General features: G+C 41.8%; 26 protein-coding genes and 1 pseudogene. 18 read left to right on the forward strand and 9 right to left on the reverse strand.

From position 1 onward, the window contains the following. The first annotated feature begins 21 nt into the window (after positions 1–21). Entirely contained in the window at positions 22–1,494 is a 1,473-nt protein-coding gene (locus tag CP947_RS03680) for a cobyric acid synthase (RefSeq protein ID WP_096711879.1), read from the forward strand. 150 nt (positions 1,495–1,644) lie between these two features. After that, complete coding sequence (locus tag CP947_RS03685) at positions 1,645–2,463, forward strand: helix-turn-helix transcriptional regulator (RefSeq protein ID WP_096711880.1); 819 nt, start codon at positions 1,645–1,647, stop codon at positions 2,461–2,463. A 5-nt stretch (positions 2,464–2,468) separates the two neighbouring features. Here CP947_RS03685 and CP947_RS03690 read toward each other — a convergent pair whose 3' ends face one another. Beyond that, the gene (locus CP947_RS03690) at positions 2,469–2,888 is read right to left on the reverse strand and encodes a response regulator (protein ID WP_096711881.1); all 420 of its coding nucleotides are present in this window, start codon (positions 2,886–2,888) and stop codon (positions 2,469–2,471) included. A gap of 193 nt (positions 2,889–3,081) precedes the next feature. Here CP947_RS03690 and CP947_RS03695 point away from each other — a divergent pair, with 193 nt between their 5' ends. Next, positions 3,082–3,996 (forward strand): UbiA family prenyltransferase, encoded by a 915-nt coding sequence (locus CP947_RS03695; protein ID WP_096711882.1) that lies wholly within the window; start codon positions 3,082–3,084, stop codon positions 3,994–3,996. On the opposite strand, the gene CP947_RS03700 is transcribed toward CP947_RS03695, so the two are convergent. Further along, positions 3,993–6,302, reverse strand: a complete 2,310-nt coding sequence (locus CP947_RS03700) for an ATP-binding protein (protein ID WP_342764916.1) — start codon at positions 6,300–6,302, stop codon at positions 3,993–3,995. The genes CP947_RS03695 and CP947_RS03700 overlap by 4 nt on opposite strands. Before the next feature lie 87 nt (positions 6,303–6,389). Further along, positions 6,390–7,457: a magnesium/cobalt transporter CorA gene (gene corA / locus CP947_RS03705; protein ID WP_096711884.1), complete on the reverse strand. Its 1,068-nt coding sequence runs from the start codon at positions 7,455–7,457 to the stop codon at positions 6,390–6,392. Positions 7,458–7,574: 117 nt separating this feature from the next. Here corA and trpD point away from each other — a divergent pair, with 117 nt between their 5' ends. Genes trpD through CP947_RS03730 form a run of 5 tightly spaced genes read left to right on the forward strand, consistent with a single transcriptional unit; the run spans position 7,575 to position 11,986 of the window. Next, positions 7,575–8,651, forward strand: a complete 1,077-nt coding sequence (gene trpD / locus CP947_RS03710) for an anthranilate phosphoribosyltransferase (RefSeq protein WP_241645889.1) — start codon at positions 7,575–7,577, stop codon at positions 8,649–8,651. Then, positions 8,644–9,264: a phosphoribosylanthranilate isomerase gene (locus CP947_RS03715; protein WP_164909024.1), complete on the forward strand. Its 621-nt coding sequence runs from the start codon at positions 8,644–8,646 to the stop codon at positions 9,262–9,264. Before trpD ends, CP947_RS03715 begins: the two co-directional genes overlap by 8 nt. Further along, a complete protein-coding gene (gene trpE, locus CP947_RS03720) occupies positions 9,264–10,826 on the forward strand; it encodes an anthranilate synthase component I (RefSeq protein WP_096711886.1) in 1,563 nt (520 codons plus the stop codon). The genes CP947_RS03715 and trpE overlap by 1 nt, the downstream gene beginning before the upstream one ends. A gap of 1 nt (position 10,827) precedes the next feature. Next, a complete protein-coding gene (locus tag CP947_RS03725; RefSeq protein WP_096711887.1) occupies positions 10,828–11,412 on the forward strand; it encodes an anthranilate synthase component II in 585 nt (194 codons plus the stop codon). Positions 11,413–11,446: 34 nt separating this feature from the next. Continuing rightward, positions 11,447–11,986 (forward strand): adenylate kinase family protein, encoded by a 540-nt coding sequence (locus tag CP947_RS03730; protein WP_096711888.1) that lies wholly within the window; start codon positions 11,447–11,449, stop codon positions 11,984–11,986. Here CP947_RS03730 and CP947_RS03735 read toward each other — a convergent pair whose 3' ends face one another. From CP947_RS03735 to mer, 4 genes are all read right to left on the reverse strand, one after another. Next, complete coding sequence (locus CP947_RS03735; protein WP_096711889.1) at positions 11,987–12,187, reverse strand: hypothetical protein; 201 nt, start codon at positions 12,185–12,187, stop codon at positions 11,987–11,989. 76 nt (positions 12,188–12,263) lie between these two features. Then, positions 12,264–12,785, reverse strand: coding sequence for a nicotinamide-nucleotide adenylyltransferase (locus tag CP947_RS03740; RefSeq protein ID WP_096711890.1), 522 nt, complete (start codon positions 12,783–12,785; stop codon positions 12,264–12,266). 3 nt (positions 12,786–12,788) lie between these two features. Beyond that, positions 12,789–13,817 carry a F420H2 dehydrogenase subunit FpoF gene (gene fpoF / locus CP947_RS03745; protein ID WP_096711891.1) on the reverse strand — a complete coding sequence of 343 codons (1,029 nt, stop codon included), beginning with the start codon at positions 13,815–13,817 and terminating at the stop codon, positions 12,789–12,791. Further along, entirely contained in the window at positions 13,817–14,803 is a 987-nt protein-coding gene (gene mer / locus CP947_RS03750; protein ID WP_096711892.1) for a 5,10-methylenetetrahydromethanopterin reductase, read from the reverse strand. The genes fpoF and mer overlap by 1 nt, the downstream gene beginning before the upstream one ends. Positions 14,804–15,033: 230 nt before the next feature. Between mer and CP947_RS03755 the strand changes: the two genes are divergently transcribed. From CP947_RS03755 to afpA, 9 genes are read left to right on the forward strand one after another with little or no spacing between them, the layout of a single operon-like run. Next, positions 15,034–15,156, forward strand: a complete 123-nt coding sequence (locus CP947_RS03755; protein WP_072360257.1) for a desulfoferrodoxin FeS4 iron-binding domain-containing protein — start codon at positions 15,034–15,036, stop codon at positions 15,154–15,156. A 49-nt stretch (positions 15,157–15,205) separates the two neighbouring features. Beyond that, complete coding sequence (locus CP947_RS03760; RefSeq protein WP_096711893.1) at positions 15,206–15,442, forward strand: DUF2180 family protein; 237 nt, start codon at positions 15,206–15,208, stop codon at positions 15,440–15,442. Positions 15,443–15,452: 10 nt separating this feature from the next. Continuing rightward, positions 15,453–15,671: a DUF2180 family protein gene (locus tag CP947_RS03765; RefSeq protein ID WP_096711894.1), complete on the forward strand. Its 219-nt coding sequence runs from the start codon at positions 15,453–15,455 to the stop codon at positions 15,669–15,671. A gap of 22 nt (positions 15,672–15,693) precedes the next feature. Continuing rightward, complete coding sequence (locus CP947_RS03770) at positions 15,694–16,050, forward strand: carboxymuconolactone decarboxylase family protein (RefSeq protein ID WP_096711895.1); 357 nt, start codon at positions 15,694–15,696, stop codon at positions 16,048–16,050. Between the two features lie 59 nt (positions 16,051–16,109). Continuing rightward, complete coding sequence (locus CP947_RS03775) at positions 16,110–17,483, forward strand: multiheme c-type cytochrome (protein ID WP_241645893.1); 1,374 nt, start codon at positions 16,110–16,112, stop codon at positions 17,481–17,483. 11 nt (positions 17,484–17,494) lie between these two features. Further along, positions 17,495–17,686 carry a 4Fe-4S dicluster domain-containing protein gene (locus tag CP947_RS03780; protein WP_096711897.1) on the forward strand — a complete coding sequence of 64 codons (192 nt, stop codon included), beginning with the start codon at positions 17,495–17,497 and terminating at the stop codon, positions 17,684–17,686. 15 nt (positions 17,687–17,701) lie between these two features. Further along, entirely contained in the window at positions 17,702–18,325 is a 624-nt protein-coding gene (locus tag CP947_RS03785; RefSeq protein ID WP_096711931.1) for a flavodoxin family protein, read from the forward strand. 13 nt (positions 18,326–18,338) lie between these two features. Next, positions 18,339–19,037 (forward strand): ferredoxin--NADP reductase, encoded by a 699-nt coding sequence (locus CP947_RS03790; RefSeq protein ID WP_096711898.1) that lies wholly within the window; start codon positions 18,339–18,341, stop codon positions 19,035–19,037. Between the two features lie 17 nt (positions 19,038–19,054). Further along, positions 19,055–19,606, forward strand: coding sequence for an archaeoflavoprotein AfpA (gene afpA / locus CP947_RS03795; RefSeq protein WP_096711899.1), 552 nt, complete (start codon positions 19,055–19,057; stop codon positions 19,604–19,606). Here the strand turns inward: afpA and CP947_RS03800 are convergent. Both CP947_RS03800 and CP947_RS03805 read right to left on the reverse strand, forming a co-directional pair. Next, complete coding sequence (locus CP947_RS03800) at positions 19,603–20,406, reverse strand: hypothetical protein (protein ID WP_096711900.1); 804 nt, start codon at positions 20,404–20,406, stop codon at positions 19,603–19,605. The genes afpA and CP947_RS03800 overlap by 4 nt on opposite strands. 8 nt (positions 20,407–20,414) lie before the next feature. Next, positions 20,415–21,518, reverse strand: coding sequence for an inositol-3-phosphate synthase (locus tag CP947_RS03805; RefSeq protein ID WP_096711901.1), 1,104 nt, complete (start codon positions 21,516–21,518; stop codon positions 20,415–20,417). Between the two features lie 340 nt (positions 21,519–21,858). On the opposite strand from CP947_RS03805, the pseudogene CP947_RS03810 reads away from it, so the two are divergent. Further along, positions 21,859–22,247: pseudogene (locus CP947_RS03810) on the forward strand (RNA-guided endonuclease TnpB family protein); the annotation flags it as partial.

A 22,247-nucleotide genomic window follows, 5' to 3' on the forward strand; every position in this document is an offset into this window, starting at 1 on the left:
CTACATAAAAGGTTGTTGTAAATGGAAGGAGATGGTATTCCCAAAAGTGTACTTGTTCTGGGTACAGCGTCGCATGTAGGCAAAAGTGCGATAGTCACCGGGCTTTGCAGGATATTTTCCCGCAAATACACGGTTGCCCCGTTTAAGGCGCAGAACATGAGCCTGAATTCGTGGATCACAACGGATGGCAAGGAAATAGGAATCGCACAGGCAATACAGGCAATGGCTGCAGGTGTTGAACCCACAGCTGAGATGAACCCCGTGCTTCTGAAACCAAAAGGTGACAGGGTTTCACAGGTCATACTTATGGGCAAACCTTATGCCGACAAAAGTGCAGGTGCCTACTACGATTCAATAGAAGAAACTCATGGTGTACTTCGCCAGGCACTTGAAACACTGGGGAACGATTATGAAGTAATCGTTATGGAAGGTGCAGGCGGAGCGGCTGAAATAAATCTTTATGAAAGGGATATTGTAAACCTGGGTACTGCAAGGATTACCAATGCGCCAATAATACTTGTCGGGGACATCGAAAGAGGGGGGGTATTTGCAAGTCTTTATGGTACTATCCAGCTTCTGCCTGAAGATGTCAGGCAAAATGTCAGGGGAATGATAATTAATAAATTCAGGGGAGACCCCGCCATACTCCAGGCTGGTGTGGATGAGCTGGAACAGATTACCGGCATTCCTGTACTGGGTGTCATGCCCTATTCAAAACTTGGAATCCCTTCCGAGGATTCGGTGTCCATCGGGGACAAGTCATCTCCATCAGGAATGTATGATGTCGATGTGGCTGTAATCCGGCTTCCCAGAATTTCCAATTTTACAGATTTTGAACCCCTGGAACGCCTTGTAAATATACGCTATGTGAATCTGGATGATAAATTAGGCACGCCTGATGCCGTGATTATTCCCGGTACTAAGAACACCATAAGTGATTTGCAGGATTTGTTTGATAGTGGCATGGCTGAAAAGATCCAATCCCTGTACAGGAAGGTACCTATCCTGGGCATTTGTGGTGGCTACCAGATGCTGGGTAAACAAATCGAAGATGCGGCAATTGAGGGTGAAGCAGATGCTACCTATGAAGGACTTGGCCTGCTGGATATTCATACCATATTTGATGCATATAAGAAAAAAACCGTTCAGGTGACAAAGAAAGTAAACAGGGCAAGTCCTCTTTTTGATTCAATAGAAGGCGAAAACATCTGCGGTTATGAAATTCACATGGGAGATACTGGTTCAAATACTCCGGTATTTGGTGACGATGGTTGCGTTGATGAAAGCGGAATGGTAGTGGGAACCTATCTACATGGTTTGTTTTCCAATGCCAACATAAGGAAAGCCTTTGTTTCCTATCTTCTGGAGAAAAAGGGAATCGAGTACAATGAAGAAGATCTCGAAGATGACCCTTACGAAGAATTGGCACAGATAATGGAAGAATACCTGGATATCGGGACAATATATTCTATTCTGGGCCTGAAAGAGAATTGAAGGTGGATATACAAAGGACGCTTTTGGTTTGCCATATTCTTTTTTTTTTGGATTTGTCTATGAAAAGCGGCTGCTATATCCAAAATTATCCAATATGAAATTATTAAATAGATTAAATGCCACTGTCTTCCAGAAAGAGAGTGAGATCGGATGGATATACTCGATATATATGAGGATGTAAAAAAGGATGTGCAGGCTATCTACAGGTCAAGGTTGCAGGCACAGATGCTTTTGTCACTCTATGATGAAGACAACAACACACTGGCTAAACTACGTGAAGTGACAGGAAGTACTTCGCAGGCCCTGCTGCCAAAGATAAGAATTCTTGAATCCAATAAGTTGATAGAAAGTGTAGAACATGAATACAGGCTAACACCCCTGGGTAAAATTGTAGCCTCCAGAGTTGCAGATTCTGTCATGACCATGGGTACTGTATTGGAACATAAAGAATTCTGGAAGTCCCATTATATGGAGGCTATACCACAACCCTTACTCGAATCCATAGGTAGTCTTTATGATTCGAAGATTGTCAGTGATACTAATGTGGAAATTTTCAATGTGTACCACCACTTTCTGGATATGATCAAAAAAGCAGATCATATATATGGAATAACTGCAATTATGAGTTCAGGACATGCTGATATTCTTGGAGAAAAGATACAGGAAGGCATCCCCGTAAAATTAATAGTCACAAAAAGTGTAGTTGAGGAATTAAGACAACAACCCTACATTGAGCAAATTCACCAGCTTCAGAAATTGCCCAATTTTCAGGTATTTATGGTCGATAACGATATAAATCTCGGTTTTACTGTCACTGATAAATGTCTTTCTCTAGGTTTGTACAAGAGTGATGGAGTTACATATGATACTACAACAGACCTTTTCAGTTATGATGAAAATGCCATCAAATGGGGTGAAAATTTGTTTGAGTACTATCTGCACGATGCAGTTGAATTGGATTTGATCTAACTGTATTAACTTTGTAGTATAGACCTGTTGGCAGGATCCCTGCATTCAGCTTTTTTTTTAAGCAGAGTCTCCTGTACCTTTGTTTCAAGTTCACAGGGATGGATTGGTTTTTTCAGGTACTCATCTGCCCCGGCCTGTAGTCCTTTTTTAATATCAGAACTATCAGAAAGAGCTGAATACATAAAAACCGGAATGTTTTGAGTAGAGGAATTCTGCTTAATCTCCCTGCATAGCTCATAACCATTCATCTGAGGCATCATAACGTCAAGTATAATTAGATCAGGATGTTCAGTTTTTGCTATCTCAAGTCCCTCTAATGGAGAAAGAGATGACATTGTCTTGAAATTTTCAAGAAAAATTTCCAGCAATTCGATTATATCGGGTTCGTCATCGATTATCAAAATTCTGGGATCTTCTTTTAGCATGTTTTCTACACACCTGTCGTTTTTGAAGGGACCTCCGGAAGTTTACATAATGTAAATCTCCCGGATGAACTTTGACCTGTAATATACAATATAAGCTGAGAAGTATACATATATTATTATGAATAAGATTAACCAAATCGATGAATATTAAGAACCGCAACTAACGTTTACCTCTATTATAAACATTGCATGCATGAGTGAATATAAATCTCTTGCATACAGGGTGAATCTAGATGGTACAGTTGTCAAAAGAATTCTTGATTTCCTTACCTACAGTTCGATTTATCTTTCAATAGCCGGAGCTGTAATGGCATATATGGCCTGTCAGTTACAGGGTCTTGCCCTATCCTGGCAGACGATGGCTATAATGTTTTTTGTCACATATTCTGTCTATAATATTGATCGTAAAGCAGACGAGGATGAAGATTCCATAAACCACTCACAACGTTATTCTTTTACCAAGAAATATGAAAAGTTCTTGTTCCTATCTTCAATTCTTGCTTATATTTTTGCTTTCCTGCTTGCTTACCCCTACGGATTAAAAGCTCTTCTTGTTACTGCCATACCTCTTGTCAGTGGCTTACTGTACAGTTTTGCATGGCTTCCTTCAGGTTTTCGTTATCGTCGTCTCAAGGAAATACCATCTGTAAAAAATCTGGTAATCGCAACGGCATGGGCATCAACTCCTGCCTTTCTCCCTTCACTGGTATATGGTCAGGCAATGGGAGATCTGGTACTTGTAACGTTTATTTACTTTTTCTCTCTTGTATTTGTCAATACTGTAATTTTTGATATAAGAGACATCGAAGGTGACAGTATTTCAGGAGTTGACACCATACCAGTATTGCTTGGTGCAGAAAAAACCCGCATATTATTAATCTGCCTGACGCTTCTAGCAGGTTATTTCATGATAAACACCGGTATACAACAATTGGGAATTGCATCTTTGTTAGTACTGGCAGCAGGAGTTATTTATGCACTCTGCTATGTTATTTTCTTTGGGAGAATCGCAGGAAATAATTCCCTGTGCGACTTAATGGCAGATGGCCAGTTTATAATACTGGGAGGACTGCTGATAGTTGCAACAGGCATGGGTGTAGCCGCTTAAATGTCATTTTGCCGGGGAAGGGTGAACTTGAAGGTGGACCCCCTTCCGGCTTCACTTTCAACCCATATCTGACCACCGTGCATCTCTACAATATTCCTTACCAGAGCTAATCCCAAACCTGTACCCTGATATTGCCGATTGGAATCTGAATCAAGTTGTCTGAAGGATTCGAAAATTTTGTCCTGTTCTTCGGGAGGAATACCAATCCCACTATCAGATACACTAATAGTGATATCTTCATCCCCGTAATCAATGTCAATTGCAATCTTTCCTTTTTCAGGTGTAAACTTGATTGCATTGCTAAATAAATTATACAGCACCTGCTTGATCTTCAGCTTGTCCGCATAAACAGGATATTCCTGATTGGTATCTACATCCAAAATTAGTTGTTTCTTTTTGACCAGAGGTTCCAGTGTGTTTTTCAATTCGGAAATTATTTCTTCGAGTTCGAATTGTTCAGGTTCTAATTCCATTTTCCCAGCTTCAATTTTGGAAATATCCAGTATATCATTGATAATTCCGAGGAGATGTCTTCCACTGGTGTTTATATTATGAGCATATTTTTTTTGCTTTTCATTTAGTTTTCCAAATCCCTCCTCCAACCCCTCCTCCAACAGCACATCTGAGAAACCGATTATAGAGTTTAGGGGTGTGCGCAATTCATGGCTCATATTAGCCAGAAACTGGCTTTTGGTCTGGTTTGCCTCCTCTGCCATCATTTTTGCTTCTATAATTGCTTTTTCAGCTTCCTTCTTTTCAGTGATGTCAAGAATGATTCCCTGCAGATATTTTATGTTACCTTTTGCATCTCTATTAATGAGTGTCCTTTCATCAACCCATTTGATTTGCCCGGATTTAGTGATGACCCTGTATTCCTGCGTAAACTCATTCAGTCCTTCTGCTATCTGTTTATCCAGATTTTTCTGGACTCTATCGAGGTCTTGTGGATGTACGATGTCACCATACCATAGATGCCCTGAATCAAATTCTTCTGCTGAGTATCCCAGCAAATTGATGTTATCGGACACCAGTTCTACCGGCCAGCTGGGTGTAGCTTTCCATTTGAAAACAATTACCGGGCTGCTGTTTATAACTTCTATTATTTCCTGGATCGAAGCATTTGATTCTTCAAGGGCATCAAGTATGCTGTTTAACTCTTCCGGAATATTCCGGAAATCAATGTCTACATCTGTGTTTGCCCGTGCGTCCAGTTTCCCTTTGATTGCTTCATCCGATATCTTATTGATATTACCAACAATTCGTTTTATTGGCTTTGATATGGAACGGGCTATTAATAGTGCCCCTCCCCCCATGAAACAAAGTGCTATAAAGGAAATGCCTGCAAGTTGTTTTTGGAGTGTAGTTACTCCTGCAAGCATTTCTTCTTTGGGGACTATTAGCAAAAATGAGAATTTGCCTGTTTCTACAGGTTCATAGAAAATAGTTACTTCTTTTCCGGTAATCGGATCAAGAGTTTCGATATGACCCCTTCTTTCATTATATACGTCGACTTTCAATTTCTGTATGTTTGGTATGTCAAATGAGTTCAATGATTTGTAGCCAATCCATTCCTTTTTGGTAGGGTGGGACATCAGGAGTCCTGTCCTGCTCACCACGGCAGCATAACCTGTATCGAATATTTCTATATCACTGACAATATCATCAATATAATCCAAAGAAACATACACACCACCAATTCCCTGAAAGTTTCCTTCTTTCATTATTGGTGAGACAAAACTGACAATCAATGTTCCTTCATACAGGTAGGGTTCGGTAACTACGTCTTTTTCCAGCTTTTTGGGCAACTGGTAGTAGGAAGATGTCTGGTAATATAAAAGTGGATCGAGTTTGATCTCACCCCCAATTGTATTCCAGTAAGGAATGAAGCGACCGGTTGCATCATGGCCGGTTGTGTTTATATATTCTTTATCCCTCCCATCGAAGGCATTTGGTTCAAAACAGACATAGGTACCCATTAAATCGGGATTATCCCGCAGTATTTGTTCCAGCATAGCATTGACTTCAGTCCGATTCCTTGTATCGTATTTTTCCAGGCTGCTTGCAATGGTACGTGCAATGGACATACTTGATTGCATATCCGTATTGAACTGGCTGGCATAAGTTTCTGCAGTCTTGATTGATTTGTCGTATGCAAGTTCCTTTTCCTGATTCGTAACAGTGGAAGTGATAGCCAGCGTGGCACCCAGTAAAACAATTACAGTTCCGATTGTAATCAGAAGTATCAGCTTGGTTTCAAGATGTATGCTTTTCCACTTTATGATATATACCCCATCTACACCATTAATAAAATATTTTCAATGATTTTTATTTGATATACATGTTCTATTTAATATTATTGGACATGCATATTTATATGTGAATTCTTCAATGGTTTACAGCCATGACTTTTTTTTGAAATAATACAGCATAATCGCAGATATAGTGGCCATAAAGATCATAACTGCAGGATAACCCCATTCCCATTTCAATTCGGGCATGTACTCAAAATTCATTCCATAAACACCTGCAATAAAAGTAAGAGGGATAAAGATGGTAGCAATTGTTGTCAGTACTTTCATTACTTCATTCATCCGGTTACTGACCGTTGAAATATAAAGGTCCAGCATGCCGGATAACATTTCCCTGTAAGTTTCCACGGTCTCGATGACCTGTATCGAGTGATCATAAAGGTCACGCAAATATATGTCAGTACTTTCCCTGATTAAACCGGATTCATCACGTTGAAGAGATGCAGTTATTTCCCTGAGTGGCCAGAGGGACCTGCGTAGAACGATCATTTCCCTTTTTAGCTCATGAACGCTTTGTAAGGTGGCAGAAGCTGGCTCTTTTATCAATTCGTCTTCCAGCCTCTCAATTTCTTCTCCGATGTCTTCCAGAAGCAGGTAATAATTATCCACAATAGAGTCTAAAAGGGAATAGGCAAGATAGTCCACACCCTTTTTGCGAATGTTACCTGCAGGTCGTTCCATTCTCTGTCTGATCTTCTTGAATAAATCAGTCCCCATTTCCTGAAATGAAAGAATGAAATTATTTCCCAGTATTATGCTTATCTGGTCTGAGTCGACTGCATTTTCCAGACGTTCGTAAAACAGAGTCCTAATTGTAACATATATATAATCTTCATAGAATTCGGTTTTGGGCCGCTGGGTGGTATCCAGAATATCTTCCAGCACAAGGGAGTGAACCCCAAATAATTTTCCAAGACTTTCAATTAATTCTGTTTGGTGCAGACCATCTACATTGATCCATATTTTCCTATCTTCTGCAAATTCCAGACCTTTAATTATGTCGATGTCCTGACTGACATGTACTTTCAGATATTTTTCATTGTACTCCACCAATGTCAGTTTAGGTTCTTTCACCTTTTTATCCCCAACATGAATCAGTGTGCCGGGGTCCATTCCTGCCTTTATGGATAATTCAGAATTATAATCTCTCACTCATTGCTCCTCTGTTTATTATTCGTTTTATTGTATTTTTATTTTGGTGTTGCATTATGAGAGGTACATTTTTATACCATGGAATACATGTACATAATTGTACAACTTAATACATTAATGAATGGTGATTATATGCAACGGTGCCTGCAAAAAATAGTAAACGGAGAAGACCTGACTGCTACTGAAGCAAAGAAAACTCTGAAATATATCTTACAGGAGGCAACTGATGCCCAGATAGGAGCTTTTCTCGGGGCTTTAAGTGTAAAAGGGGAAAGTGTGGAAGAAATAAGTGGTTTTGTAGAAGGAATGCTTGATGAAGCTGTCATAATAAAACCTGCAATTGCCGGACCACTTGTAGATATTGTTGGGACTGGCGGAGATCGCCATAACACAATCAATATTTCCACATCCGCAGCCATTATAGCTGCAGCTGCGGGTGTACCAATCGCAAAACATGGGAATCGTGCCGTAACGTCTCTTTCAGGAAGTGCCGATGTACTTGAATCTCTCGGTATTGACCTGAACTGTTCTCCGGCAGAAGTGAAAAGATGTATGGAGTCCGTAGGAGTCGGTTTTCTCTTTTCACCATATTTCCACCCTGCCATGAAGAGGGTTGCTCCAATCAGGAAAGAACTTGGATTCCGGTCAATCTTTAATCTCCTGGGCCCTCTCTCAAATCCGACACTTGCTTCCAGGCAGGTTGTGGGTGTACACGATAAATCCCTCTGCAAACCCTTTGCACATGCCCTCAGAAAACTTGGCAAAGAAAGAGTACTGGTGGTCCATGGTGACGGAATGGATGAAATATCCACCCTCTCGGAAACCTACGTAGCAGAACTAAAGGACGGATTAATCACTACCTATGAGATTAAACCTGAAGATCTGGGTTTCAAAAGGGTATCTGCACCTGATGTTGTAGGCGGAACTCCAGAAGAAAATGCAACGGACATACGTTATATCCTGCAGGGTGAAAAGGGACCCAAAAGGGATATAGTTGTGGCCAACGCTGCCGCTGCTATCTATATTGCAGATAAGGCCCCGTCCCTCAATGAAGCAGCAAGAGTTGCTGAAAAGGTAATCGACAATGGCAAAGCTCTTGAAAAACTCGGAGAACTTGCACATTTTACAAATTCCAGGGGATCAAATGCAACCTGCCATAAGGGTGAAAATCTGCGGAATGAAGTCTGTGGATGATATAGTTATTGCAGTAAATTGTGGTGCTGATGCAGTAGGTTTTATAACAGAAGTGCCGGTAGATACGCCTCGCAATCTGGATATGGAACTAAGCACTGAACTTATAAAAGCCACTCCTCCTTTTGTCACTACGGTCATGGTAATAATGCCAGAGTCGATCACACATGCCAGGAAACTTGTAAGCAATGCAAGACCGGATATGGTGCAGGTACATTCCACTGTTAACAGAAGATTACTTACTGCACTGCAGTCAATGCATGTTCGGATAATCCAGAAATTTTCGATTTCGGATGAAACAAAGGTCCTTGAAACTATTAAAATCATCAATGAACTCGCAGAATACAAATTGATTGATGCCATAATTCTGGATACCGCCTGTAGCGTCGGCGGAGGCAGTGGCCTGACCCATGACTGGCAAATAAGCAGCGAAGTTGCAAAAAGCATCCCTGTCCCGTTGATTGTGGCAGGAGGCCTGAATCCGCAAAATGTGGGTAAATGTGTGGATATCGTATCCCCCTATGGAGTGGATGTTTCCTCCGGGGTTGAAGTAAAAGGTAAAAAAGATTTGAATCGTGTTTGCGATTTTATAGGAGCTGTGAGGTGTAGTAATTGATGGAATTTGATATTGGAAGAGATGAGTTCATTTCACTTGTTAATAAAGAGGACAGTCCGGCCCTTGTACAGCTGGTAGCCGAGATGGAAACGTCCCTTTCCCCACTTGACCTCTACACTCTTCTGGAGAATCATTTTGATTACTCCTATATTCTGGAATCTGTAGAAAAAGAGAGCAGACACGCGCGTTTTTCTTTTGTAGGTGCAGACCCCCTCGCATTACTTTCCGTAAAGGGCAGACACGTTTGTCTGACAATGTCACATGAATCGACCCTGACAGCTCTGATGGAAAAAAGACTGGAAGACATATGCGATTCTCTTGAATCCAAATCCTGTCATTTTGAAGGAACCATAAAAACAGGATATGAAGTATTAGACGCCCTCAGGAAAGTATTTGTGGCCGATGAGTCACTGCCTCTTCTCAATGCAAATCGATTTGACAGGCAGACATTCCTGGGTGGAGCAATGGGATATGCTGGATATGACATTATCTATGATTGCTGGTTGAAACAGGAAGTTCCAAAAGGTGCAGAGGAACCGGACATGCAGTTTATGTTCACCACGAGTACCTTTGTTTTTGACCATCTTGAAAAAAGGACTTATTACATAAAAACTCCACTTGTAAGTTCTTCAAATGCAGCACAAGTCTATGATGATGTACTCGAAGAAGCCCGCAGCATGCAGGTAGTACTTAATCGATCATCATTGATCGAGGAATATGAAGCGGGTAGTACGAGGAATGAGGATATTTCCTGCACGATGGACCGGGCAGAATATGAAAATGCAGTAAGCAAGGCAAAGGAACATATCCTGGATGGCGATATTTTCCAGGTGGTACTTTCAAGACGCTATGAGTTACCCTACCAGAATAGTCCTCTTTACCTTTACAGGAAACTACGCTCCATTAACCCGAGTCCTTACATGTATCTGCTTTCGTATAAGGATATGGCCGTGGTGGGTGCAAGTCCTGAAACCCTGATGACTGTGGATAACGGACGTGTGATCACCAATCCTATCGCAGGGACATGCCCGGGGGGTGAAAGCGAAGCTGAAGATTGCAGCTATGCCGAAATAATGCTTCATGATGAAAAGGAAAGGGCTGAACATGTGATGCTTGTTGATTTGTCCCGCAACGATGTACGCATGGTCTGTGAAGGTGGCTCTGTAAAAGTATCCGATTTTATGAAAGTGGTACGTTATTCTCATGTACAGCATATTGAAAGTACGGTGGAAGGTAAATTAAGACCTGAATGCGACCAGTTCGATGCCATCAAGGCACTTCTTCCTGCAGGAACTCTTTCTGGTGCACCCAAAATACGGGCAATGGAGATCATTAGAAAACTTGAAGGAGTCGGCAGGGGCGTCTACGGCGGAGGGATAGGTTACTTTTCCTGGAACGGGGATGCAGACTTTGCAATTGCAATACGCACGGTCATTATGAGAGAGGAACAGGTAATGATACAGGCAGGTGCCGGTATAGTTGCAGATTCGGTACCTTCTAAAGAATACGAGGAAACCGAGCGCAAAATGGCTGCAATGCTCAAAGCGGTAAGAGGTGAATGATGTGAAAGTACTGTTTGTAAACAACAGGGATTCCTTTGTATGGAATCTTGTGGATGCCTTTTCCGTATTGGGTGTTGAAACCGTAGTTGTTCCAAATACAGTGGAAATGGAAGAGGTCAGAAATATAAAACCAGATACCATTGTCATATCACCCGGCCCGGGAATTCCAGAAAGATCTGAGGATATCGGTAACTGTCTCCAGATTATTAAGGAATACGGTCCAAATACCCCTATACTGGGAGTTTGCCTTGGCCATCAGGCTATAAATCGGGCTTACGGAGGCAGTACTGGTAGGTGTGCAAATGGCCCCGTCCACGGCAAGGCTTCATCAATAATTCACAATGATTCACTTCTTTTTGCGGGATTTGCCAATCCTTTTGAAGGAGGAAGGTACCATTCCCTGGAAATTAAAGAACTTGCCCCACCCTTAGAATCCATTGCCCATACAGAAGATGGCTCAATAATGGCGATTAAGCATAAGGAACACCCGGTCTATGGCATCCAGTTCCATCCTGAATCGGTCCTGATGAGTGATGGTTTGAAAATCATTGAAAATTTTTTGGCCCTGGTCATACAGGAGGATTAATCCTTAATAGTAAAGGCAATTGTATTCAGGACATATGTTTATTGCTTTAACCGGCACTCCCGGATGTGGGAAAACATCTGTATCCGGGCTGCTTGAGAATGAATTCGGGTATCGAGTGGTTCATCTGAACGAAATCATAAAATCCGAGAATCTTTTCGTAGAAGAAGATAAGCAACGGGACTGTGTGGTTACTGACCTTGATGTGGTAAAAAAACGGCTGTCAGTCATAGAAGAATCTGAAAATCCTGTAATTATTGACAGCCACATGGCCCATCTGATTACAGATGTTTCCATCGTGCTACGTACGGCTCCCAATGAACTCAAAAAAAGGCTTGAAAAAAGAGGCTATCAACCTGCAAAAGTTGATGAGAATATAGAAGCAGAATGCCTCGATGTTATACTTGTAGAGTCAGTTGAGAACTGTGAAATGGTATTTGAAGTTGGTACCACAGGTCGAAGTATGAGTGAAGTTGCGGGGGATGTAAGAGAGATAATCGACGGCATATCCTCAGGACATCCACCCCTTGATAAATTCAAACCCGGTGCTTTTGATTGGAGCGGGGAAATATTCTGATCACTTTTTCTTATCCGGGGGTATTTTCTCATCAGGTGTTACGCCGTAATATCTGGTCCTTGCTTTTCCCCATATGCAACCTTCCTTACCAAATATCTTGAGTTCAAGATTCTGGATCGCCTTACAAATGGGATTTCCAGCTCTTGCTCCCCTGCATACAATACAATATTTTTCACAAAATACCGGTGCTCTGTCGGTCATTAGATGTCCCCTGCATATTCCTTACACTATATAATATGCAACGAACGTACTATAAAAAATTAAGGACCGGGGGTTGTCAGAAAGTCTGATCGCTGCCGGAGACATGTTTTAATCTCCTGACACCATCGATCTCTTCAATAACTTCTGTAACAGATTCAGGAACGAATTGTTCCCACTCTTCACCGGCAATCATCTTTTCACGGATGAGAGTGCCTGAATACTTTTCCCGATGATACATGGGAGGTTGCTTTGTTTCTATGCCTGCTTCTTCAAAAAGCTCGAGGATTAGAGGATTATTGGAATAGACTATGTCAAAAGGAGGAGTCCTTGCAGTGACATAGGAAACCCAAACTGCGTTTTGCTGGATGTCATCTATGGGAACTGCATAATGTTTGATGTCCGTATCTGCAAGAGAATGACGAATCATCATTATGCGTTCACCGGCAGTAAAGGGATTCGGTGTCTCGTGGCTTCTTTGAGCGCTTCCGACACCTATTACGAGTTCATCAATATCTTTTCCAATCGTTTTTATGACCGAATAGTGGCCTTTGTGGAATGGCTGGAAGCGCCCTATATAGAATGCCCTTTTAAGATTCATGTTTTATCTGATGCCACATTCATCGAAGCTGAACTTCTCACAAACTTCAAGATAATGTTGTGAATTGTTGTTGTGTTTCGTGGTTGCCAGTTTCTTGACAAGGTCCATTCCAGGTTTTGGATCTTCCATTATCTCAAGCTCATCTTCAGCCATCTTGAAGTATTTTTCACCTTCGTCTGTACGGATCAGGACACAGTTCCATCCGTCCGGTGTACCTACAGAACCTATTGATATATCTGCTGAAACTGATGTGTAATCACAGCAGTGGTGGCAGGGATTCCTGGCATGCGGACCAACTTGTGGAATTTTGACACTGTGACTTTCGCCATCCTTTGTGTATGCCCAGAACTTACCCTTTGCGAAGTCGAATTTTACAACATCTTCAGGATTGAGTTCCATTATCTCTTTTATGATTTTTTCGGACATTACATCATGATAAAAACTTTCCATACAAAGAAGCCCTATAATAACCACGATCTTGTCATTGACATTTTCGGATATCAAGCGTGCACCGTGAGCCTGGCAGGGTACGCCGATTACACCGATTTTATCATATTGTTCGAAGGGTTCCCTCAGAGCAGAGAGTACGGAATCATATGTGTATTTGGTACCTTTGGCTCTCTTTATTTGTTCTGGATCGGTGAAGACTTCCAGTTCGGTTTCCCAGTTGTCATTGCGGGTGATTCCCACAAAGCAGTCCACTTCCCCCAATTCAAGCAGTTTGCTTGCAATTGCAGTTGTTGCACCACCGTCCTGTCCTTCGATGTCACTTTTTGCACCAAAGAAACTCCTGACATTTGCAAATTCATCCTCGACGTAACCATCCACTACGGGACAGATGCGCCCACAGGTATAGCAACCTTCACAGACATTTGGGGCAGCACCTTTGGTGTAAAGTTCCAAATTGTCCGGGTCTCTTACTTCGGCCCTTTTGTTCATGACGATGGCACCGGCAGGGCATGCTGAAACACATGCCCCGCAAGCGGTACAGACGTCATAATCAATGACCTCTAGTATCTTCGGATGAACCATCAGTTTCCTCCGATGATCTCCTTACCGATGAGTTTGATTGCTTTTTCTTTGTTAGGTCCAAGAGGTGAACCGGCAACAATCTGGGTAACACCAATGTCTTTCAGGTCATTGATCCTTTGCTTGCAGTCTTCAGGGGTTCCGCAAATACAGAAAGCGTCCATCATTTCATCAGTTACAAGGTCACCCATAAGTGCTCCGAAGTCTCCCTTGGAAATTGCAGCGCCTATATCCTTCTTGGCTGCAGGGTCGATTCCGTGACGTTCAAGCACCATGTCGGGAGAACCTGCAACGATGAAAGCAACAACGACCTTTGCAGCGTTCTTGGCTTTTGCAGCGTCCTTGTCGATAGAGAAGCATGCATAAGCTGCCACATCGATCTCGTCCATGCTGCGGCCTGCTTTGTCAGCACCTGCTTTTATTTTTTCCATTGCGACTTCAAAGTCCCTTGGGTGGGATGCATTGATCAGTACACCGTCTGCGACCTGACCTGCAAGTTCGAGCATCTTGGGGCCCTGTGCACCCATGTAAATTGGCACATCACCTGTCTTGAATGCTATTTTCGCACCGCCGAATTTGATCATGTCACCATCCATTTCAACCTTTTCCCCACCCAAAAAGCCACGAAGGGCTTCAATGGATTCCTTGGTTGTGGTCAATGGTTTGTCCCATGGGATCCCCATTGCATCAAAGGTTGCCTTGTCTCCGGGCCCAAGACCGAGGATCGCACGGCCGCCGGAAATCTCGTTTATGGAACCAATGCTGGATGCAGTAATGGCTGCATTTCTGGTGTATGGGTTTGTCACACCTGTTCCGAGTTTTATGCTGTTGGTGTTTATAGCCAACACTGCAAGGGTGGTATAAACATCACGATTGTTGTAGTGGTCTGTAACCCAAACATTGTCAAATCCCTGTTGTTCAGCAAGCTTTGCATAGTGGGCAATTTTGAGAACTGGGTCTCCTGGTACGAACTCTATTCCAAATGACATTTGAATCCTCCTATTATTCAATATATTGACGCTATTGAGGATTGCATACATATATTAAAACCTTATTGATTTTGAACGGCATTTTCCTGTTTGCCTTTATATTAGTAATCTTCCAGGCTCATTTCGAATTGCAAGTATATGATACACGCTGCTATCTTCCCCATCACCGATATACATAAATAATCATCTCTCCTCTTTTATTATGCAAATAAATACAAGGAGTTGAATCTATGGGAGTTCAAAAAGTAGGTGAAAAATACATTTGTAATATCTGTGGCAACGAAGTTGAAGTCACTGAAGTTGGTGGCGGTGTACTTATTTGCTGCGGGGAAGAAATGGAACTTATGGAGTAATCATCCTGTTAATGTATTATTTCAGAATCAATAAGGGAGTGAACCAATAATGAAATGTTTTGAATGTGAAAAAGAAAATAAAAATACTGACACAGTCAGCATCTGTATCATATGTGGCAGAGGCGTCTGTATGGACCATCTTGTAAGAGAAAAAGTTCCCGTATTGGAAGGGGAATATGAAGTGAGACTTAAATGTATGGGAGACGCCTGTGAGTTAAAGGACATGCAACCTCTACTCAAAATACTTTGTAAACCATGCCATGAGGCTTTGAAAGAAAACTTCTGAGGTGAGTACCATGATGAAATGTTATGACTGTGTTGAAGCAGGGAAAGATGTAGAAGCCGCTGCAGTATGTATTGTTTGCGGGAAAGGGCTGTGTATGGATCACTCTAAAGAAGTAAAACTACAGGTTTCAGTGGGAAAACCACCCGAGGTCAAACGTCTTCATAAGGGCCTTCCCCACTTTATGTGCAACTACTGTTTTGATAACACAGTGGAAGATTCCTTTGATTGATTCCATATAGGAGGTTTAATTGATGGCAGAACATGAGAAAGTAGTAAAGGATATCGAGGATAAGATGGGGTTTGCCCCGAATATTCTCCACACACTGAAGGAAATCGATCCCAACTTCGTTAAGAAGTACAGGAGATGTCATGACAAACTATTGTCAGACGGCGCCATGCCTGCCAAGTACAAGATACTGATGGCACTGGCAGTCGTTGCCTCCAAACAGTGTGAGGCCTGTACGGTCTCCCAGATGAAGAGCGCTCTGAAAAATGGCGCCACAGCAGAGGAAATAATGGAAACGATGGAAGTGATATCTATCACTTCAGGTGCACCTGCAGTTGCAGCATGCAGGGAGGCACTTAAGTTACTGCAGGAAAAACAGTAAGGAGGCATATAAGCCTCCTTCTGATTAATATTCACGGGGGATTCCAGAAGGGGTATACAGTGAGAATCATAGCCATATTTCTCATATTTACATTCGTTTTTGCCTGTGGAGAGGTTGTAGCAGAGGCTTCCCCCACTGAAGCAGGTACCTTATCGCATGAAGATTTTACTTCATATTCTACCTGCAACAGATGCCATGCCATCACGACCAGCCAGTGGGAAGGTAGTATGCATTATCATGCTTTTGATGACCCATTTTATAAGGAAGAACTAAAACTTGCAAGTGAAAAGACAAATGGCTCTCTGGATGTTTTCTGTACGCGCTGTCACATACCTGCCAGTGTGGTTTCAGGGCAGGTTCCCCCTATAAATAACCCTGATATTAGTGAAGAAGCTGCTGAAGGAGTGGGCTGTGATTTTTGCCACAGTGTAAAGGAGTCCTCTGAGATAGGCAATGGAGGATATGCGGTGACTCCTTCTGAGACCAAATATGGCCCCTTTGAGGATTCTGAATCTGCGTTCCATGAAGCACAGTACAGTGAATTCTATACAAAATCAGAGTATTGTGGAATGTGCCACCAGATCACCCACCCAACATCCGGTGTAGTGCTGGATGACACCTATCAGGCATGGAGTGAAAGTCCCTATGCTGAAGAAAAAGTCCAATGCCAGGATTGCCATATGACACCGGGAATCACTGAATTTGAGGCAAATCCCGGGCGTGCTGGATCAGGTGCACCCAAAAGAGACCATATATCGGTGCACAACTTCGCAGGAGCCAATGTATTTGTTACAGGGATACTGGACGAGGATGATCATAAAGAAATGGCAATCGAAAGACTTCAGGAAGCGGCTACACTAGAAATAGACATTCCCGAAAATGCGCAACCAGGCGAAGAAGTTGCCATAAAAGTCTCAATTACGAATTCCGGTGCAGGTCATAATTTGCCTACAGGACTTACTGAAGCCAGGCAAATGTGGACCCAGGTGGATATAAAAGACAGTCAGGGACGCAAAATCTACAATTCAGGAAATCTGGATATAAATGGGACTATTGAAGACAGTATTGTTTATCAGGCAATATACGCCGATGCCTCCGGCGAACCCACTTTGAAACTCTGGGAAATAACCGATGTAATCTCTGATAATAGGATTGCACCTACATCCACTGCTACAGAGATTCATAATTTCACAATACCGACAGATGCAACAAATCCCATTATAGTTGATACGAAATTGCTCTATAGATCTGCCCCCCAACACCTGATAGATGAACTTTTTGAACAAAAGGAGTATGAAGTTCCGATTGTAGAGATGGAATCCGTTAAAGGCGGAATAAACGGTGAAGTAGAATCTGAAGGAACACCAGGATTTGGAAGTGTTGTTGGTTTGATCGCATTATTAACAATTTATTTGTTTAGAAGGAATATGTAAGGAGGAAGAATATGCCACCAGTTGTAGACAAAGATAAATGTATAGGAAGCGGCGAATGTGCTGAGGTATGTCCCACAGACGTTTTTGATCTGAAAGAAGATTCCAACGGGGATACAAAATCAGTAGTTTCACGTCCTGATGACTGCATAGAATGTGAACAATGTGTGGACGCCTGTCCGGCTGATGCCATTGTACTTGAGTGAAAGGAGTGTGAAATGATGTCCGACAAGGACATTGTGAAAATACTTGGTATCTCGGGCAGTCCTCGTAAAAAGGCAACTGCCCATGCCGTGCAATATGCACTGGATTATGCAAAGGAAAAATACAATGTCGAAGTGGAGTATTTTTCTGCAAGCGGGAAAGAATTGAAATTCTGTATCCATTGCGACCATTGCATAAGGACCAAAAAGGGATGTATACACAAAGATGACATATCAGACCTGTATGAAAATATGCTCTGGGCGGATGCCTGGATAATAGGGACACCCGTATACCAGGGAAATATCAGTGCACAGACCAAAACCATAATGGACAGATGCAGGGCGGTTGTTGCAGCAAATCCGAAGGCTTTCCATAATAAAGTGGGTGCTGCACTGGCAGATGGAGGGGACCGTGCCGGAGGTCAGGAGCCCGCCCTCCAGACCATATTGAATTTTTATGTGATCAGTGAAATGTTCCCTGTTGCCGGAGGCTCCTTCGGGTCAAATCTGGGAGGTACCCTGTGGTCAAAGGATAAAGGTTCAGAAGGAATAGATGAAGATGAGGAAGGCCTACGCAGTCTGCGCCGTACAATGAAAAAACTTATTGAGACATCCAGGCAAATGAAAAGACTGGAACAATAAAGGAGAACATAAATTGCGATTTGATGTAAGGCTGATGGAAATTATTCCCAGAACCGAAGATGTGCTAAGTTTCCTTTTTCCCCGGCCAGATGATTTTAATTATGTGGCAGGCCAGTATATGTTCGTAGAACTGGAAATTGCCGGCAGCAAAGTGCGTAAACCATTTACTATCTCCAGCAGTCCGGCCAACAAGGATATCATCGAATTTACCAAGAAACTCACAGGTCATGAGTTTTCCAATGCCCTGCTTGCCCTTCAACCCGGTGATTCGGTAGGGATTGAAGGCCCATTCGGGAAAATGACCTATTCAGGAGAATATGACAAAATTGCGCTAATCAGCGGAGGAATCGGGGTCACCCCCATGATCAGTATTTCACGATACTGTACAGATAAAGGTATGGACACGGACATTGTTATGATATCCAGTAACAAAACAGAGCAGGATATTGCCTTTGAAGATGAACTGGATATTATGCAAAAACACAATCCTAATCTGAAAGTTGTACATACCTTAACCAGGGCTTCCAGTGATTGGACAGGTTGCAGGGAGCGTGTCTGTGAAAGCATGATATTGCGTGAAATTCCGGATTACAGGGACCGCATGTTCTATTTATGTGGCCCCCCGACAATGGTGAAGACTGTCAGGGAAATACTATATGAAATGGCTATCGATAAAGCAAAAGTCAAATATGAACTATTTACAGGTTATTAATTTACAGGAGTGATAATATGAAAAGAATCGCATGGGGTATTACAGGCTCAGGTGACCTTATAAAAGAGACGTATGACATAATGGTAGACATTCAGAAAAAAACTGATATTGAGTTTATGGTATTTCTTTCAAAGGAAGGGGAAACTGTAATGAAGTGGTATCGCATGTGGGATAACATACAAAATGATTTCCCCAACTTCAAAACAGATTCGGGCCCCAACTCGCCTTTTATTGCCGGTCCACTGCAGGTTGGTCACTATGATGCTTTAATAATCGCACCAGCCACAGCCAATTCTGTTGCCAAGATAGCACATGGTATTGCCGATACTCTTGTAACAAATGTGGTGGCCCAGACAGCAAAAGGACAAACCCCTATTTATGTCCTGCCTGTTGATCAGGTGCGTGGCGATGTTACAACCTATGCACCCAGTGGAAGAAAAATGAAGTTGAAGATGCGTGACATTGATGTTACCAATTCAGAAAAACTGGCTGAAATGGAAAATATGCACATATTGACAAAACCTGATGATATTTATGAACTATTGAATATAGAAGCAAAAGAGGATTAATAATAAATATCCCCTTCTCTTTTTTCAAGTTCATCCGGATTTTTTCCTTCCAGAATATGCATATTCCTGAATACGGCATACACTGCCAGAATACTGTCCAAAGCGTCTCCTTGAGTGTTTGAAATACATATATCTTTTATTTCATCATCGAGTACAATATTGAATTTTTCTAACTTATCCACAATCATTTTCCTATTAGATTCTCTGTCACTCTTTTTCCCTTTATACGGCACATATAGACCCTTTTCTTTAAGGGTGCAGGCCGGACATATCTCTATTACCCAGGGTTTTTCAGGATTCGGTGTTTGTATAGGAAGAATACAGGCAAGGTTATTCCTTACAAGAGGATTAATTATCCTTGAGATACCATGATAGGTCTGTTTGTACAACCAGAGATTGTATGCAGCAAATGGTGCGCCTTTTTCATCTTCCTTTTTACGTTTGAATTCTTTACCATCTGTTTTCTGGCGATAGTAATCCCTGAAACTTTCTGCAGATGCATGTTTCAGAGGGAAATTGATTATGAAATCCTTCCAGTTGTTTTCTTCTGTAAGGGAAGATGGTAGTGCAAAAGGAAAATCCATTCCAAAAATAGCATATTTTTCCCTGGCGATCATGCTATAAAGAGCAGCAATACAGCTCTGAGTATCATGACTTTCAGAAAAAAAGTGAGCAGGATGACAGGTGTGGATTTTGAGAAATTTATCGTGAACGCTGCCTTCACTTACCCATATTTTATTGCAGGCTTTCTTAGACCCGCTAAAATCCACACCAAATATTTTCCTTATTTGATAAGGCATCTTGCGTTTCAGTTATCCCTGTTGCCTTCGATGAAATCATTTGTCATGAGGAAGGCTTCGTCATCGTTGTATTGTTTAGGTGGATGTTTCATGAAATAAGATGCAGGGGAATAGAGAATTCCACCGGTGTCTCTTTCAAGTGCAAGTTTGCAGCAGCGTATGGCATCAATTACAACACCTGCAGAATTAGGAGAATCCTCAACTGAAAGACGTAGTTCGATATTCATGGGAACATCGCCGAAAAGTTTTCCTTCCATTCTCAGGAAACATACTTTATTGTCCTTTTGCCAGGGTACATAGTCACTTGGACCGACATGTATATTTTCATCATCCAGCCGGTCTTTGAGTACGGATTGTACAGCCTCGGTCTTGGATGTTTTCTTGGAAGACAACCTGCTGCGATTGAGCATATTAAGGAAGTCGGTATTTCCACCGGTGTTTAGCTGGTAGGTTTTTTCCAGTTTGACCCCACGTTTGCTGAAAAGGTCTGCCAGTGTCCTGTGAGTGATGGTGGCTCCAAGCTGGGCTTTGATATCATCACCAATTATCGGCAGGTTTTTCTCTTCGAACTTTTGAGCCCATTCAGGATTACTGGCAATGAAAACCGGCATATTGTTAATGAAACCAATTCCTGCCTCCAGAGCACAGTCCGCATAAAAACGTGCAGCTTTTTCTGACCCTACGGGCATGAAATTCAAGAGCATTTCAGCACCGGAATCTTTCAGAACCTGCACGACATCCTCTTTTGTGGACTCGTTTTCATCACTGGTTATGAACTTGTATTTATCATTATAATCCGCCATGTGTTCAGAAACACCATCAAGGATGTTACCCATAGTAACTTTTATGCCTTTCTCGGGAATGTCCGGACAGAATACAGCAGTGCAATTTGGTTCTGCAAAGATGGCTTCTGATATGTCTTTTCCTACTTTTCTTTTATCAATATCAAACGCAGCTACAACCTCAATATCAGAGGGTTGGTATCCTCCAATGGTCCAATGCATTAGACCGATAGCATCTGTCTCGGTTTTATCCCTGTAATAATCCAGACCCTGAATGAGAGAGCTAGCGCAGTTGCCAATCCCTGCAATTGCGATCTTTATATTCTCCATAACACTTCCTCGTAAATATGAATGCAATATGTTACCGTAACTATCATATATAATTAATCATCGAGCCATCCTCTTAATGTCGGCATTTGAATAAAAATGTTTCTGAGAATGAGTACATAAAATTACTTTTTTATCTCAATATACCTTTCCACTGAGTTGCAGTTTGGTCATAATTCAACTTTTCGAGCAGGAGTCACCTTCCGTAAGGTAGGAGAAGAAAGCGCCTGATATTTCACAAAAGTGATTTTTTATAATAAGTAAGTGAACATACTATTGTATGTTTCTCACTAAAACAATTATCCTGAAAATAGCAAATCCTGATAATGATTTGGTGGAAACTATGCAGAAATATTCAGATGGAATGAACTATGCTTCTGAAGTTCTTTTTGACAAAGGTAAACCGATTCCAGCAATGAAATTACAGCAGGAAGTATACTCCTATCTTCGTGAAACATTAAAATTAAAATCCCAGATGAGTTGTAATATCCCAAGACAGGTTGCTGGATGTTACAAAACATTGCATAAACAGAAAAAGGCAAAATGGCAAAAAGTAGAGTTTTCGCCATCCTCAATGACTTTTTCATACAAAAGGGATTTTGTGATTGATGAAGATACGGTCAAAATAACCACAATCAACGGAAGAAAACCTTATTCCATTTTGAATTATGACTATGCGAAACAGTATTTTGATGGTTCATGGAAATACCAAGCATCCAAAGTTGTAAAACA

It is taken from the genome of Methanohalophilus euhalobius (assembly GCF_900215215.1).
GTDB classification, from domain to species: Archaea; Halobacteriota; Methanosarcinia; order Methanosarcinales; family Methanosarcinaceae; genus Methanohalophilus; species Methanohalophilus euhalobius.

What these genes read in the sequence shown, in the direction of transcription:
- CP947_RS03680 (WP_096711879.1), top strand. Translation starts at nt 22, where the DNA reads ATGGAAGGAGATGGTATTCCCAAAAGTGTACTTGTTCTGGGTACAGCG.
- CP947_RS03685 (WP_096711880.1), top strand. Translation starts at nt 1,645, where the DNA reads ATGGATATACTCGATATATATGAGGATGTAAAAAAGGATGTGCAGGCT.
- CP947_RS03690 (WP_096711881.1), bottom strand. Translation starts at nt 2,888, where the DNA reads ATGCTAAAAGAAGATCCCAGAATTTTGATAATCGATGACGAACCCGAT.
- CP947_RS03695 (WP_096711882.1), top strand. Translation starts at nt 3,082, where the DNA reads ATGAGTGAATATAAATCTCTTGCATACAGGGTGAATCTAGATGGTACA.
- trpD (WP_241645889.1), top strand. Translation starts at nt 7,575, where the DNA reads ATGAATGGTGATTATATGCAACGGTGCCTGCAAAAAATAGTAAACGGA.
- trpE (WP_096711886.1), top strand. Translation starts at nt 9,264, where the DNA reads ATGGAATTTGATATTGGAAGAGATGAGTTCATTTCACTTGTTAATAAA.
- CP947_RS03730 (WP_096711888.1), top strand. Translation starts at nt 11,447, where the DNA reads ATGTTTATTGCTTTAACCGGCACTCCCGGATGTGGGAAAACATCTGTA.
- CP947_RS03735 (WP_096711889.1), bottom strand. Translation starts at nt 12,187, where the DNA reads ATGACCGACAGAGCACCGGTATTTTGTGAAAAATATTGTATTGTATGC.
- CP947_RS03740 (WP_096711890.1), bottom strand. Translation starts at nt 12,785, where the DNA reads ATGAATCTTAAAAGGGCATTCTATATAGGGCGCTTCCAGCCATTCCAC.
- fpoF (WP_096711891.1), bottom strand. Translation starts at nt 13,817, where the DNA reads ATGGTTCATCCGAAGATACTAGAGGTCATTGATTATGACGTCTGTACC.
- mer (WP_096711892.1), bottom strand. Translation starts at nt 14,803, where the DNA reads ATGTCATTTGGAATAGAGTTCGTACCAGGAGACCCAGTTCTCAAAATT.
- CP947_RS03755 (WP_072360257.1), top strand. Translation starts at nt 15,034, where the DNA reads ATGGGAGTTCAAAAAGTAGGTGAAAAATACATTTGTAATATCTGTGGC.
- CP947_RS03760 (WP_096711893.1), top strand. Translation starts at nt 15,206, where the DNA reads ATGAAATGTTTTGAATGTGAAAAAGAAAATAAAAATACTGACACAGTC.
- CP947_RS03765 (WP_096711894.1), top strand. Translation starts at nt 15,453, where the DNA reads ATGATGAAATGTTATGACTGTGTTGAAGCAGGGAAAGATGTAGAAGCC.
- CP947_RS03770 (WP_096711895.1), top strand. Translation starts at nt 15,694, where the DNA reads ATGGCAGAACATGAGAAAGTAGTAAAGGATATCGAGGATAAGATGGGG.
- CP947_RS03780 (WP_096711897.1), top strand. Translation starts at nt 17,495, where the DNA reads ATGCCACCAGTTGTAGACAAAGATAAATGTATAGGAAGCGGCGAATGT.
- CP947_RS03785 (WP_096711931.1), top strand. Translation starts at nt 17,702, where the DNA reads ATGTCCGACAAGGACATTGTGAAAATACTTGGTATCTCGGGCAGTCCT.
- afpA (WP_096711899.1), top strand. Translation starts at nt 19,055, where the DNA reads ATGAAAAGAATCGCATGGGGTATTACAGGCTCAGGTGACCTTATAAAA.
- CP947_RS03800 (WP_096711900.1), bottom strand. Translation starts at nt 20,406, where the DNA reads ATGCCTTATCAAATAAGGAAAATATTTGGTGTGGATTTTAGCGGGTCT.
- CP947_RS03805 (WP_096711901.1), bottom strand. Translation starts at nt 21,518, where the DNA reads ATGGAGAATATAAAGATCGCAATTGCAGGGATTGGCAACTGCGCTAGC.